The sequence below is a fragment of the Oceanispirochaeta sp. genome (assembly GCF_027859075.1).
In the GTDB taxonomy this organism is placed as follows: domain Bacteria; phylum Spirochaetota; class Spirochaetia; order DSM-2461; family DSM-2461; genus Oceanispirochaeta.
In genome coordinates, this window is record NZ_JAQIBL010000292.1 from 1 (window position 1) to 14,067 (window position 14,067).

Genomic DNA, 14,067 nt, shown 5'->3' on the forward strand with positions numbered 1-14,067 from the left:
TGAACTGGATATTTACAGAAAACTGGATGTTGATAAGATTGTCTGGCTCGGAATTCCTTATAAGGGCGTCGTCCTGAAAGACCCGAATGAGCATCAGGAAGTGAATCATTGGGGTGTCAGATTTGAAGAGATCGAGGCGAATGAGGGCGTTGCCTATGGCGAGGTAAGTTTCAATCCCTTAAAAGATATGAATTCTATTGAGGATCTGGAACAGTATCCCTGGCCTGACCCTGATGACTTTGACTATGAAACCGCTGCCAGGGAAGCAAATAAGCTGGCCCGAGACTTTGTAACTTTAGGACCCTTGATATCTTTGTTTGAAGTGTATTGTCAGATGCGGGGACTGGAACAGGCTCTGATGGACACGGTGATAGCCCCTGATTTCCTTCACAAGGCACTGGGATTTATAGCGGACTCCCAGGGAGAGATGGTACGGCGATTTCTTAAAGCAGCCGATGGAGCCATCGACCTTGTCTTTATCAGTGATGATATGGGCTCCCAGAACAGCCTTCTCATGTCACCGGATTCATTTGATGAATTTATATTTCCCCATCTTAAAAAATGGTGCGACATGGTTCACTCCTACGGAGCCCGAACATTCTTCCATACAGACGGAGCGTCAGAACCTATCATCCCAAGACTGATAGAGGCCGGTGTAGATGTACTCAACCCGATACAGCATGTCTGTCCAGGTATGGAATGTACATCCCTTAAAGAAAAATACGGAGATAAAATCATCTTTCACGGCGGTGTTGAAAATCAGAAGATCCTCCCCTTCGGCAGTGCCTCGGAAGTTGTTTCCGAAACAAAACTCTGCCTGAATGAACTTGGCCCCGAGGGATATATCCCCTGTTCATGTCATTTTGCACAGGCCGGCACACCAGAAGAAAATATCATAGCTTTGTTGGATACCGTTAAAAATCATAGAATTTCCTGATGAGAGATCCCTCTGGTGAAACCACGGGAGAGAGACTGCATGTCCTGAGGCACCATCAGGAGCATTACAAAAAATCAAATTGTACTGCATAATTATTGACACAATAATTATTGTGCCTCATCATAGAATGATGTCAACAATAAAAAGCAGCAAAAAATATATACAGATTGCAGAAATGATCCTTGAAGAGATACATAAAGGGAAGTGGAAGGAAGGAGATGCAATTCCCACCGTCAGAACTCTTGCTGAAATGTACAACGTCAGTCCTCAGACTGCCAACAAAGCAACAACCCACCTTGCCGGAATGGGAATAATTGCCTCAAGACAGGGATCAGGTTCTATCTTAACAGGCAAAAAAAGCATCACCACAGGCCCAAAAATCCCGATGCTCATAGACAAGGCAAGATCATCCTATCTTCGGGGGGAAAATACTGCGGTCGGTTATCACGGAAAAGAACTGTATCTGAATTATCTTCATGCCATGAATGAGGAGGGAGCAGAACCCGTTTTGATTGTATACAACAAAGGGGAGACAGAGATCTCAGAAGAGACTAGAGGTATTCTGGAGAGTTGTAAAGGTGTCCTGATACAAGGATCTCTTCCCTCGTGCTATCTGGATTATCTGGAAAAAAACGACATTCCCTCTGTGGTTATCAATAGAGTCTTGGATCAAAATTTGAAAGGGAGATTTGGTTCGGTCATAATGGATTGCAGCGGCCTGGAGCAGTTATCCGCATATATGTCCAGTTTGGGACATAAAAAGTACCTGTATGCCTTTTCCAATGAATTTGAAATGACAACTGTTTATGACCACCGACGTACCGTAATACAGAAAAGCCTTAATGGAAACTGCAGAATACCACAACCTGAAATCACGGACTTTACTTTCTCTCCTGGATCCAATGAAGATGCAGAGAAACTGAAGGATCTTATCGTTGAGGGATTCACAGCCATCTTTTGCTTCAATGACATATGCGCCCTCCGGATATACGACCTTCTTCACCAGATGGAGATAAGAATTCCTGAGGAAGTATCTGTCTGCGGCTTTGATGATCTGTTTATGGCCGAGATGGCAGCACCCCCTTTGACTACGGTCAAAGTAGACAGAAATCTACTACTAAGCAGTTCTCTCGTACTTTTAAAAGAAATCATGACCATGTCAACTCCCTGTTCAATTACAAACTCCTGCAGGACAGAACTTGTCATCAGACGATCCTGCTGGCAGAAACCCGCATAATCCCGGAAAACAAAAGCAGGCCCCGAGCCCCTAGAAAGAACCATCGAGAAGATTGTATTGCACAATTGTTTGCTTTATAAGTTGACAAATCATCACAATGTGATATTCTTGGTTTATGCAGAAGCAAAAAATCAAAAATAAAAGTCTTGTGAATCACCGGGAACTGTGGATTATGCTGATTCCAGTACTCCTGTACTTCCTTCTATTCAAATACCTGCCAATGGGGGGCGTTATTATTGCACTGCAGCGATACAGCCCCTTTAAAGGAGTTCTTGGTAGTCCCTGGGTTGGTCTTGAATACTTTCGCCAGTTTTTCACTTCCATTTACTTTGGAAGGGTTCTAAAAAATACTCTGATGATCGGTTTATTCGATCTTGTATTCGGGTTTCCAGCTCCGATCATCTTAGCACTCCTTCTAAACGGATTAAGGAATAAATCCTTTAAGAAGATAACTCAGACTGTGACACTGCTCCCCCACTTTGTTTCTTATGTGGTTGTCGCAGGAATAGCACTGAATATGCTGTCACCCAGCACAGGAGTCATAAATGCCTTCCGCGTAAAACTTGGGCTTGAAAGCATCTATTTCATGCAGGAGTCAAAGTATTTCTGGGGGATTTTCACCACCATGCGGATAATAAAAGAATCGGGATTTTCTGCCATTATATATCTAGCGGCTCTTTCATCGATTGATCCGACCCTCTACGAAGCAGCTCGCTGTGACGGAGCGAGCCGTCCTCAGCAACTCAAATACGTTACATTACCCGGAATTATCCCAACCATCATCATCATGTTCATCATTAAAGTAGGAAAAATCATCAGTATAAGCTTTGAACAGGTTCTATTGCTTCAAAATGACGTCATCCTTGATACATCCGAGGTTATCAGCACTCTTGTCTACAGGAGAGGTCTGGTAAACGCCGATTACAGTTACGCCACAGCTGTTGGACTGTTTGAAACCTTTGTCGCTCTGGTTCTTGTTCTCTCATCCAACGCCCTTGCAAGGAGAATGAAAAGTGAATCATACCTCTGGTAGTAAAACTAACCAGAAGATGGAAATCTTCTGGACCACACTGATTGTTGTAACCATTATCGCAGTCTGTCTGATCATGTTATATCCCTTTTTATTTACTCTTTCGGCTTCTGTTTCTGATCCTAAATCGGTCATACGAAATCAGGTTAGCTTTTTCCCGAAAGGCCCCTTGAGTTTTGAGGGCTATAAAATACTGTTTAAGAATGAAAGGATCTGGCAGGGATATGCCAATACAATATTTTATACGATTGTCGGAACCATGGTGAACCTTGCCTTAACCATCCTGGCAGCCTATCCCATGTCCCGAGTAGGATTTCAGGGCTACAGATTCATCAATATATTTGTTGCCCTGACAATGTTTATTTCAGCCACTGGGATGATGATCCCCTTGTACCTGGTCGTACGGGGCATGAAGCTTTTAGACTCAAGACTGGCGATACTGATCGTATTCGGAGCCTTCCCCTATTACATCATACTGCTGCGGTCTTTTTTCCAGCAGATGCCGGAAGAGATGTTTGAAGCCGCCCGTCTGGATGGGGCCAGTGAGTTTACACTCCTCCTTAAAATTGTCCTGCCTCTTTCGGGTGCCGCCCTGGCTACTATCGGACTCTATTATGGAATCAACAGATGGAATGGCTATTTCTGGGCCATGATTTTCCTGAGGGATGAAACAAAGCATCCACTTCAGGTTGTGTTGAGAGAACTGATTGTCCTGGCAGCCATGGGAGAAGAGATGGATGCCAGCCTGAAGCGCAGTAATACAAATGCAGAGGTTATAAAATACGGTGCTATTGTATTAGCCACTCTTCCCATTGCAGTCATCTATCCCTTTATACAGAAGTACTTTGTAAAGGGAGCGGCCCTTGGATCAGTAAAGGGATAAAGGGGATATCAACATCTCGTCAATCCCCGTCAATCATGGAAAACACCGAATTTGTTCGGGTTTTTATATATTCCCGGGTATGAACCCGGAAAAGGAGTACCCTATGAAAAGATTATTACTAATGCCTTTGCTTATGGTTTTAACAATCGGGTTTTTGAGTGCAGCCGGAGGGCAGGATAATGCAAGTTCTTCTGACAGTTCTTCTGACGGTAAGGTAAAACTAGAAGTTTGGGCTGCCAAAGCGGCAGAACTGCAGGTAGATACTGAATCTCTTGCGAACTGGAAAGCGATTGAAGACGCCACCGGTGTAGAACTAAACTGGGATTTAATAGGTACAGAAGTTAAAGATGAACAATTCAATCTTATAATGACCTCAGGCGATCTGCCGGATGTAATGGCATACTATGAAGGGAAATCAGGATTCAGCTCTGTCAATAGATTCGGAATAGAAGGAGCCTTTCTTCCTCTTGAAGACCTGATCAAAGAAAATGCCCCAAACCTCAAAGCGGCACTGCTGGATGATCCCAAGGTAAGAGAGACAATTCTGGCTTCCGACGGCAATATTTACTATATCCCCATGCTCTCCGCTTTGAATGCAGCAAGAGGCTGGTACATTCGTTATGACTGGCTGGAAGCAGTTGGAAAAGAAGTGCCCACCAATACTGAAGAGCTCTATGATGTTCTTGTGGCCTTTAAAAATGAAGATCCAAACGGCAACGGAGAAGCCGATGAAATACCCATGATCTTCAGGCGCCGCGGGGATGATGCCTTCTACAACCTGGGAGCCCTGGCATACGCTTTTGATGCCGATCCAGACTGGGTTATCAGAAATGGTAAGGTTGCATTCGGACCATCCGAAACACAGTACCTTGATTACCTGAACTATATTGCCAGGCTCTATAAAGAAGATCTTATCGATGAAGAAATTCTGACCCGTGCAGGAAATCCCAGAAATGACTTGATGGGTAAAAATATGGCAGGGGCCATTCATGACTGGTTTGCCTCAACCGCAGGACTAAACGACTCTCTTGCTGATGAAATACCCGGTTTTAGCCTACGCCATATGGCTCCTCCTGTAGGAACAGTAAAAAAACCTTTCACCAGAATTCAGATGAGTAAGGTTCGTGGAGACGGAGGATGGTCCATTTCCCATTCAAATCCAGATCCCGTTGCTACAATTAAAATGATGGACTTTCTGTTCAGTGCTGAAGGCAGCAAACTTGTGAACTTCGGTGTTGAAAATGATACATACACTGTTAAAGGTGGAAAGCCTGTTTACACCAAAAAAATCACATCTAACCCGGACACAGGATTCCATGAATCACTGGTGACAAATGGAATGCAGTGGAAAATCGGTATGCAGCAGGACATCGAATACGAAAAACAGTTTGCCAATGTTATCGCAACAGAAGCCCGTATAGATTATATGGAAAACTACATCATTGAAGAGTTCCCTGTTCTCAGTTTTACAGAAGAAGAACAGATGGTGATCGATGATAAATACAGTCAAATTAAACTCTATTCAGCAGAAATGACTGCCAGAGCCCTGGTAGGAGCTATTGCTCCTTCTGATTTTCAAAAGACATTTAATGAGTTAAATAATATGAGCCTGAATGAAGTCACAAAGATTTATCAGACTGCTTACGATAGAAAATTTAAATAACCTCCTCTGGTCTCCCCGCTGATGACAAGATGGCGGGGAGATATTTTCAAATTATGATTTAAGCCAACTCAGAACAGGACGACCGCATTTTCAGGTGACCATTTATAGATAAGGAATGCAGAAGTGAAAAACAAAAATTTGCCGAACAGCAAGGATCTTGATGAAATGATCAGTAAGATACTTTCTGTCATGGATCGGACCATAACAATTCATGGAAACCGTCGTCCTGAGATAGGCAGAAAAACACCGGACAAAGGCTGGCATTATACAGAGCCCCACTACTGGACGGAAGCATTCTGGCCCGGACAGTTATGGCTGGCCTATGATCACACTAAAGATAAGCGCTTCCTGACGGCTGCCCGCAGGCATACACCGGCATTTCAGAAAATGCTCGCGACACCGGAGTGGCTCCACCATGATGTGGGTTTTTTGTTTCTGATGAGTTCAGTCACGGACTTTTCCCTGACCAGGGATCAGGCAGCCCGGGCCAGAGCCTTGAGAGCGGCAGATGTGCTGAGAAGCCGTTTCCAATGGCATGGCCGTTATATCCTAGCCTGGAATCCAAAGCCGGAGAATGATGCCTGGAATAAAGTAGCCAGCGGTAAGATGATCATCGACTCGATGGAAAACATTTCTTTGCTGTACTGGGCCGCAAGAGAGAGCGGTGAAACAGCCTATACTGATATAGCCACAGAACATGCACTGACAATGCAGAAGCATATAATAAGGGACGATGGAAGCACCTACCACTGCTTTAACTTTGATCCTGTAACCGGGAAACCTGCCGGAGGCGATACCCATCAGGGCTGGAACATAGAGTCCTGTTGGAGCCGGGGACAAGCATGGGCAGTTCATGGCTTTTGCCAGACCTACTTGAATACAAAAAAGAGAGAGTTTTTGGAGACAGCCTGCAGATTGGCAGATTATGTCATCCTGAACCTTCCTGAAGATAAAGTCCCCCTCTGGGATTTCAAGATTCCTCCGGAAGCACCCCAGGTCAGAGACTCTTCCGCCGGGGCCATTATTTGTTCCGGATTACTCAGCATAGCTCAGGCACTTAAGCCGATAGACAAGGAAAAAGCCGATTACTACTGGAAAGCGGGAATGGAAATGCTCAGCGGTCTGAAAAAATGCTGTGATATCTGTGATGATCCTGAGGCTCAGGGCTTTTTAGGCCAGGGAGCCAGTCATGCCAAAAAGGGGTCCTACTGGTCCTCTGCTATGCTCCCTTACGGAGATTATTATTACCTTGAAGCGATTTTGAGAGCCCGGGGAAAAAGCGATTTTATATGGACCTGATGCATGTTAGAAATTGAGAATACCACTGATTTAAATGAGAATTGGGACTTTCACAAAGGGGACCTGGGGGGTATCTGGGAATCAATCAGACCCGTTCAGGCAGGAGATCCTGAGGATTCCCTACTATGGGAGCATGCCTCCCTACCCCACTGTTTTAATGGAGCCGACTCGGTAAATTCACGAGTTCCCTATTACCAGGGTTATGGCTGGTACCGAAAAGACATACACCCTGTCAATCCTTTTCCCAATGGCCGGGTCATCCTACACTTTGAAGGGGCCGGACAGGTCAGCGAAGTATACATTGATGACAGAAAAGTAGCTTTTCATAAGGGAGGTTACGATGAGTGGTCTGTGGATATCACAGATTTTCTGAGTCGTGAAGAACAAGCCCCGGTGAGACTGTCTATCCGCTGCAGCAATGCAAGAGATCTTCAAATTATTCCCTCGAATCTTTCTGATTTTAATATTTATGGAGGTCTATACCGTAAGGTTAAACTCATATATCAGCCCAGTATCTATGTAGAATCGTTAATTCTGACTCCCCGGGTCATTGAAAAAGGGGAGGCCGCAGAGCTCACTCTGTCAGCCGATCTGAGTCAATCGACTGACAGAGTAAAGGCAGTTCTGGAGATCAGAGATCCCCATGGGCGTTGCCTGATATCGGAACCTTTAGAATCACTGCGGGACAAGATTCAATTCAAGACCATCCTGAAAAAACCTGAACTATGGAGTCCTGAGAATCCTAATCTCTATAGCTGCCTTTTGACCATCAGCCTGGAGGGAGAACCAAAGTCACAGGTCTATAAAGATCTGTTTGGCTGCCGTTATTACAGCTTTGAAAAGCATGGTCCTTTTTTTCTGAACGGCAGAAGACTCCTCCTGAAAGGAACCCATAGACATGAGGATCATGCGGGTATGGCAGCAGCCATGCCGGATCATCTTATAGAAAAAGAGATGAAGATGATAAAATCTATGGGTGCAAATTTTATTCGTCTGGGTCATTACCAGCAGTCAAGACAAGTGCTTCAACTCTGCGACAGCCTGGGGCTCCTGGTCTGGGAAGAGATTCCCTGGTGCCGGGGCGGCCTGGGAGGAGCCGAATATCAGAAGATGAGTCATAAACTGCTTGAAAATATGATTATGCAGCACTACAACCACAGCTCTGTTATTCTATGGGGATTAGGCAATGAAAATGACTGGCCCGGAGATTTCCCTGACTTTAATAAAATAGAAATTCAAAACTTTATGAGACAGCTCCATGAAAAGGCTCATAAATTGGATGATACAAGACTGACATCTATTAGACGATGTGATTTCTGCAAAGAGATACCCGATGTCTATTCCCCTTCGATCTGGGCGGGGTGGTATAGAGGGCATTACAGAGAATATAAACAAGCCACTTTAGAACACATTAAAGAAGTGGACCATTTTTTGCATGTTGAATGGGGTGCATCAAGTCATGCCGGGCGATTCTCTGAAGATCCCTACGAAGGTCTTGAAAACCTTCAAACCGGTGTAGGAACTGATGAACGGGGCTGCGATGCCTCTCTGTATGGCGGGATAGCGCGAGTCTCAAAAGATGGCAGCTGGTCGGAAAACTACGCCTGTGATCTATTTGACTGGACCCTGAAAGAACAGGAAACAATGCCCGAGTTAAGCGGTACTGCTTTCTGGCCCTTCAAAGATTTCGCCACCCCCTTAAGACCGAAAAACCCTATCCCCTATGTCAATCAGAAGGGAGTTGTAGAGAGAGATCTGACACCCAAAGAGGCCTTCTATGTCGTGCAGTCCTATTGGTCGGATGAACCGATGATCCGGATTTTTGGTCATAAATGGTCTGACCGATGGGGAAAAGATGGAGAGCTCAAAGAGTTCCGAGTCTATTCTAATTGCAATGGAGTGGAATTATTCCTGAACAATCAAAGTCTGGGTGTAAAAAAAAGAGACTCCCGGGACTTCCCGGCAGCCGGTCTGCGCTGGCAGGCAGAGTTAAGCTTTGGAAGACAGACTCTGAGAGCCGTTGCTCAGGGCGACAATATTGAAGACACATTGGAGTTTCATTATCACGGTGATGACTGGGAAAGCCCTTCAACACTCCAGGTTTCTCAATTACAAAGAGATGGCCGGGAAGTCAGCATCACTATTCAGGTTCTTGATGAGAAGGGGGAAATTTGCCTGGACTTCGAAGAATATGTAAAATTCTCTCTGGCAGGGGACGGTCAGTTAATGGATAATCTCGGAACCTCTCAAGGTTCGTCAAAAGTCCAGATGTGTAACGGAAAATCGGGAATCAAGATTCAAGCAGAGGAAAATTCGGCTATTCTGGCTGCCATCTGTGAAAAGATCCCCCCTTTGTTCATTAAAATATGATTGATTAAGGAATACAAATGGAAGTGAATTTCGAGTTCCTCACAATTGATGAAGGAAAGCAGAATCTACTGAAAGCTGATACAGAAAGTGGAAAAATACACTGGACAAAATCACTGGCAGACTATCCGACAGCCAGGGCCATGCAGAGACTGAACGACGATAGAGTCCTCATGGGTTACAGCAGGGGATACTGTATTATTGAGATCAGCACCGGAAAGATCATCAAAGACTGTGCCCGTTGGAGAAATGTGACTTCCGCCTATAGAAATCCCGATGAGACCACTCTCATCACGGGACTGAACCTGGAAGATCAAATGGGGGTATGCGTTATTACCCTCGATCAAAATGATGAGGTACTAACGACTCAATCCTGCGAAGGTGACTACGTCAGGCTCATGACTGTGTCTGAGAACAGATATCTTCTCTCCACTAATGATCATATTATGATCTGCAATAATAAACTGAAGACACAAAGCATACTCAGGGCAGAAGGCTTTCTTCATGCCTGGAAAAGTATAGTCTGTCCTGATGGATCAATTCTTGTGTCTGCAGGATATGGAGCCTTTATGGCAAAATTTAATGAAAAAGGCGTGCTCCAATCCACATTCGGCAGAGCCGATGAGCTACCTCCTGAAGTGAAACCAAATTTCTATGCCAGCTTCTGCAGAATAAATGACGGCTCCATTCTTCTTGCCAACTGGCAGGGACACGGGGTAAAAAACGGGAGTAAGGGAAGGCAGCTAATCCGATTCAATTCAAATGGTACATACCTGAATAGCTGGTCGTTTCCTGATGATATTTCGTCAATGCAGGGATTATTGATTCTCTAAAAAGGCGGAACGTTTCTGCTCCCCCTGGCTGAAAGCGAACTATCTGGAACTGTCAATGTAAGCCCTCTTCAATTTACTGAACAGGATTTCCAGGACAAACAGAATGACCTGCTTTCCCGATATACTGCGGATAAGAAATTCCTGATACTGGAGATCACCGAATCATCAGCAGCGGCTGCCCTAGTGTTATATAAAAAGAAGTTGTCTGTCCATTTTTAACTTATATTTACATACTGTCATGACTCATCTATCTTATTCTCTATGAAAACAATTAAATTTATATTTACTCTCATCCTTATTTGTCAGTCTTTTTTATGGGGAAGCGGTTCCCAGGATACATCCGATTCGATTTATAAAGAAAAAACAGAGAGTCCCATTATAATTCATGACTCCCTGGGAAGAAGGGTAGTCCTCCCGGAAATTCCTCAAAGAATTGTTCAGACAGGATCCTCCGCCTTTCTTATGAATGATGCCATCTATTTGTTTCCTGAAGCAGGTGAACGTGTCGTAGCCATGTCAGACAGCAATCAGAAGCGGGGATATTTCCTTCCCGTCCTGGATCCGGAATATGATAAAAAGATCATACTGCCCCGTACGATTAATATCGAAGAGATAATGGCAGCATCTCCGGATCTGGTTCTAATGAAAGATTTTCTATTCAGTAAATATGATAAGGAATTCCAGAAAGTAGGGATTCCTGTCATCTATCTGAACCTGGAATCGCCTGAAGCCTGGAATGCTGATCTTGAAATTCTTGGACAAATATTCGGCAATCAGGAAAGAGCTGAAGAGCTGCAAAAACTCTTTTCTGATTACACAATGAAGGTTCTCCGTCCTCTTGAGAGGCTGAAACCGGAAGAAAAGAAGAGAAACCTCATCCTCTATTACTCCGAGAAAGACGGAACCGGGGCATTCCAGGTCCCCCCTTTGTCCTATATCCAGACCAGAATGGTGGAAATGTCAGGGTCAGAACCCGTCTGGGTGAAAGCGGATCTGGGTAAAACATGGACAAAGGTTGGATTTGAACAGATTGCAGCCTGGGACCCTGATCAGATCTTTTTGATTTCCTATAGGAGTCCTGTCTCAGAAGTCCTGGAGATCATAGAGGACAGCCCGTATTGGCAGGAATTACGTGCCTATAAAGAAGGGGAGATACATCCTTTCCCCATGGATTTTCATAGCTGGGATCAACCGGATCCACGATGGCTGATCGGCCTGCAATGGATGGCGTCAATTTCACATCCAGAGTTTTTTCCAGATCTGGATATGAATAAAACAGCTGAAAAATTCTTTGCCGATTTCTATAACATCTCCGCAGAGGATTACCGCAGTAAGATCAATCCCGTCCTGGAAGGGATTGAATAGACTTGTGGAGAAAAACATGCCTGTCTGGATTAAGAACCTTCTGCTGATCTTATTATTGACAGTCCTGGTGGTCGGCTCCCTACTGCTGGGTCGTTATCCAGAGCCGGGTTTTATAAATTTCCAAAGCATTCGCACTGATCCCATAGCTCAGAATATCATTCTGAATCTACGGCTTCCCCGCATAATAACAGCTGTGATTTTGGGAAGTACACTGGCGCTGACAGGACTGGTATTTCAGACAATTCTTGGAAACCCCCTTGTAGAAGCGGGATTTTTGGGAATTTCCCAGGGAGCAGCCTTCGGAGCGGCACTAATGATAATCCTTAATGTGAAAATTCCAATGGCCATCACCCTTTCGGCAGCAGCCTTCTCTTTAGCGGCCCTGGGGCTCACATGGTCCCTGGCCAGGGCGATCCGTTTCGGTGGCTGGATCATCCGTTTGATTCTGGCCGGAATAATCATCTCGGCGGTGTTCTCTTCGGGACTTGGGATTTTAAAATATCTGGCAGATCCGAGAAGCCAGCTTCAGGAGATAACCTTTTGGTTGATGGGAGGGCTGTCCGGGATAGGATGGACAGAACTGAAATACATGATTCCCTTTACAATCCCGGCCCTTTTCCTGATTTTCCTGTTGCGCTGGCGGCTGAATCTTCTCTCCATGGGAGATCGGACAGCCCACTCAATGGGGATGTCTCCGGTTCTGGAGAAGAATTTTTTTCTGCTGATTGCGGTCCTTGCGACTGCAGCAGTGGTTTCCTATTGTGGTATTATCGGTTGGATCGGCCTGATCATTCCCCATATCGCCAGGAGAATATCCGGGAGCGATACATCGAAATCCGTTCCAACAGCAATTTTGACAGGGGGAATCTTTGCTCTTATTTGCGATGATGCGGCACGAACGGTCAGCACAGGAGAAATTCCTCTTGGAATACTGACCTCCCTTTCAGGAGCCCTGATTTTTACTCTTCTTATGGTTTTTTCACCCAGAAGGAAGCATATATGAAGAGGTTCGAATGAGTCATATCATGGAATTCCGGAATGTCAGATTTAATTGGCACCGAAAAGATTCTCCCCTCTTCCCCTCTCTGGATATGCAGGTACCCGCAGGAATAGCAACGGCTCTATTAGGACCCAACGGAGCAGGGAAAACGACCATTATGGATCTGTCTCTAGGGTGGCGTACTCCACAAAGCGGTGAGATCCTGCTCCAGGAATATCCCATCAATCAGTGGAGTCATAGAAAAAGAGGACAGTTTATGGCCCTGGTCCCTCAGGATGAAATTATTCAATTCGATTATTCTGTTCTGGAATATATTCTTCTGGGACGAAGCCCCTACCTCCCGCCCCTTGGAAATCCGGGCCAGGAGGATAGAAGAATCGCTCTGGAAGCTCTGGAGGAGGCAGGAATTGATCATCTTGTCAAAAGGAAAGTATCCCGTCTAAGCGGAGGAGAACGGCAGCTGGTTCTACTGGCAAGAGCACTGACCCAGCAGCCTAAACTATTGCTCCTGGACGAACCGGCGTCCCACCTTGACCTGCATAACAGGGAAAAGATTCTTCATATATTGGAAAAACTGAAACAGAGGGGAATCAGCATTTTTTTTACATCCCACGATCCGGAACTTGTCATTCGTCTGGCTGACCATGCCATCCTTCTGAAAAATGGATCTGTGATTCAGTGTGGACCTTCAGAGAGTATTCTGAATGATGAAAATCTGACAGACCTCTACAACATTCCGGTAAAAATCGGAACGATAGAGGGACAAAGAGTTCTGATATGGGGGCAATCCCGAAGGGAACCCGGATGAACCACTATATCCTTACAGGAAAAAGAGAAGCCGGAAAGACCAGGTTTTGTCAGATCCTCTTTCGTGCAGCAGTTGCAAGGAAAATGACTGTGGCAGGCATTCTGACCCTGACCCAGAGAGAGGAAGACTTAAGGGCAGTAGACCTTTACACCGAAGAGAGCCGCCGCTTAGCAATTTTCAACAGAACATCCTTCTCAGTGGAGGCTCCCGGAGATGATAAAACATCTCGCACAAAACAATGGACCTTTGATGCAAGTACTCTCTCATGGGGAAACCAACGCATCAGAAAGGCCCCCTCTTCCAACTTATTTATCCTGGATGAAGCGGGAATCCTTGAATTTGAAAGGGATCAAGGATGGACAGCAGGAATGGCAAGGATGGATTCTCAGACTGATCACTGCAGTGTTGTTGTCGTTCGCCCTGAACTGATCAATCAAGCCAGGAAACGATGGAGCAATTCTGAAATTCTTTATATAGAAGAGCAGAAAAACCTCCGGGAAGAAGAATTCATTTCCCAGATTCTTGGAACTTGTTAGGGAGTATTCTTTCTATTTTCAATTTTATACTCTGTAAAAACAATTTAATCTTCAGCAGAGATTCAGGCAGACTGAGTACAAAATCGCTTAAATTGACCAGGTTAAACAA

General features: G+C 45.0%; 12 protein-coding genes. All 12 read left to right on the plus strand.

What is annotated here, in order from left to right:
- Positions 1-937 (plus strand): uroporphyrinogen decarboxylase family protein (locus PF479_RS16205; RefSeq protein WP_298008621.1); only part of this gene is annotated, 937 nt, incomplete at its 5' end.
- A 130-nt stretch (positions 938-1,067) separates the two neighbouring features.
- Entirely contained in the window at positions 1,068-2,174 is a 1,107-nt protein-coding gene (locus PF479_RS16210) for a LacI family DNA-binding transcriptional regulator (RefSeq protein ID WP_298008624.1), read from the plus strand.
- 115 nt (positions 2,175-2,289) lie between these two features.
- Entirely contained in the window at positions 2,290-3,207 is a 918-nt protein-coding gene (locus PF479_RS16215) for a sugar ABC transporter permease (protein ID WP_298008627.1), read from the plus strand.
- Positions 3,188-4,087: a carbohydrate ABC transporter permease gene (locus tag PF479_RS16220; protein ID WP_298008630.1), complete on the plus strand. Its 900-nt coding sequence runs from the start codon at positions 3,188-3,190 to the stop codon at positions 4,085-4,087. Before PF479_RS16215 ends, PF479_RS16220 begins: the two co-directional genes overlap by 20 nt.
- Positions 4,088-4,190: 103 nt before the next feature.
- On the plus strand, positions 4,191-5,750 hold the full coding sequence (locus PF479_RS16225; RefSeq protein WP_298008633.1) for an extracellular solute-binding protein: 1,560 nt from the start codon (positions 4,191-4,193) through the stop codon (positions 5,748-5,750).
- Positions 5,751-5,873: 123 nt separating this feature from the next.
- Positions 5,874-7,049: a glycoside hydrolase family 88 protein gene (locus tag PF479_RS16230; RefSeq protein ID WP_298008636.1), complete on the plus strand. Its 1,176-nt coding sequence runs from the start codon at positions 5,874-5,876 to the stop codon at positions 7,047-7,049.
- 3 nt (positions 7,050-7,052) lie between these two features.
- On the plus strand, positions 7,053-9,419 hold the full coding sequence (locus PF479_RS16235) for a glycoside hydrolase family 2 TIM barrel-domain containing protein (protein ID WP_298008639.1): 2,367 nt from the start codon (positions 7,053-7,055) through the stop codon (positions 9,417-9,419).
- Between the two features lie 17 nt (positions 9,420-9,436).
- The gene (locus tag PF479_RS16240; protein WP_298008642.1) at positions 9,437-10,249 is read left to right on the plus strand and encodes a hypothetical protein; all 813 of its coding nucleotides are present in this window, start codon (positions 9,437-9,439) and stop codon (positions 10,247-10,249) included.
- A gap of 261 nt (positions 10,250-10,510) precedes the next feature.
- Complete coding sequence (locus PF479_RS16245; protein ID WP_298008645.1) at positions 10,511-11,614, plus strand: ABC transporter substrate-binding protein; 1,104 nt, start codon at positions 10,511-10,513, stop codon at positions 11,612-11,614.
- 16 nt (positions 11,615-11,630) lie between these two features.
- Complete coding sequence (locus PF479_RS16250) at positions 11,631-12,617, plus strand: iron ABC transporter permease (RefSeq protein WP_298008649.1); 987 nt, start codon at positions 11,631-11,633, stop codon at positions 12,615-12,617.
- Between the two features lie 10 nt (positions 12,618-12,627).
- Entirely contained in the window at positions 12,628-13,422 is a 795-nt protein-coding gene (locus PF479_RS16255; RefSeq protein WP_298008652.1) for an ABC transporter ATP-binding protein, read from the plus strand.
- The gene (locus tag PF479_RS16260; protein ID WP_298008655.1) at positions 13,419-13,958 is read left to right on the plus strand and encodes a nucleoside-triphosphatase; all 540 of its coding nucleotides are present in this window, start codon (positions 13,419-13,421) and stop codon (positions 13,956-13,958) included. The genes PF479_RS16255 and PF479_RS16260 overlap by 4 nt, the downstream gene beginning before the upstream one ends.
- Positions 13,959-14,067: the final 109 nt, after the last annotated feature.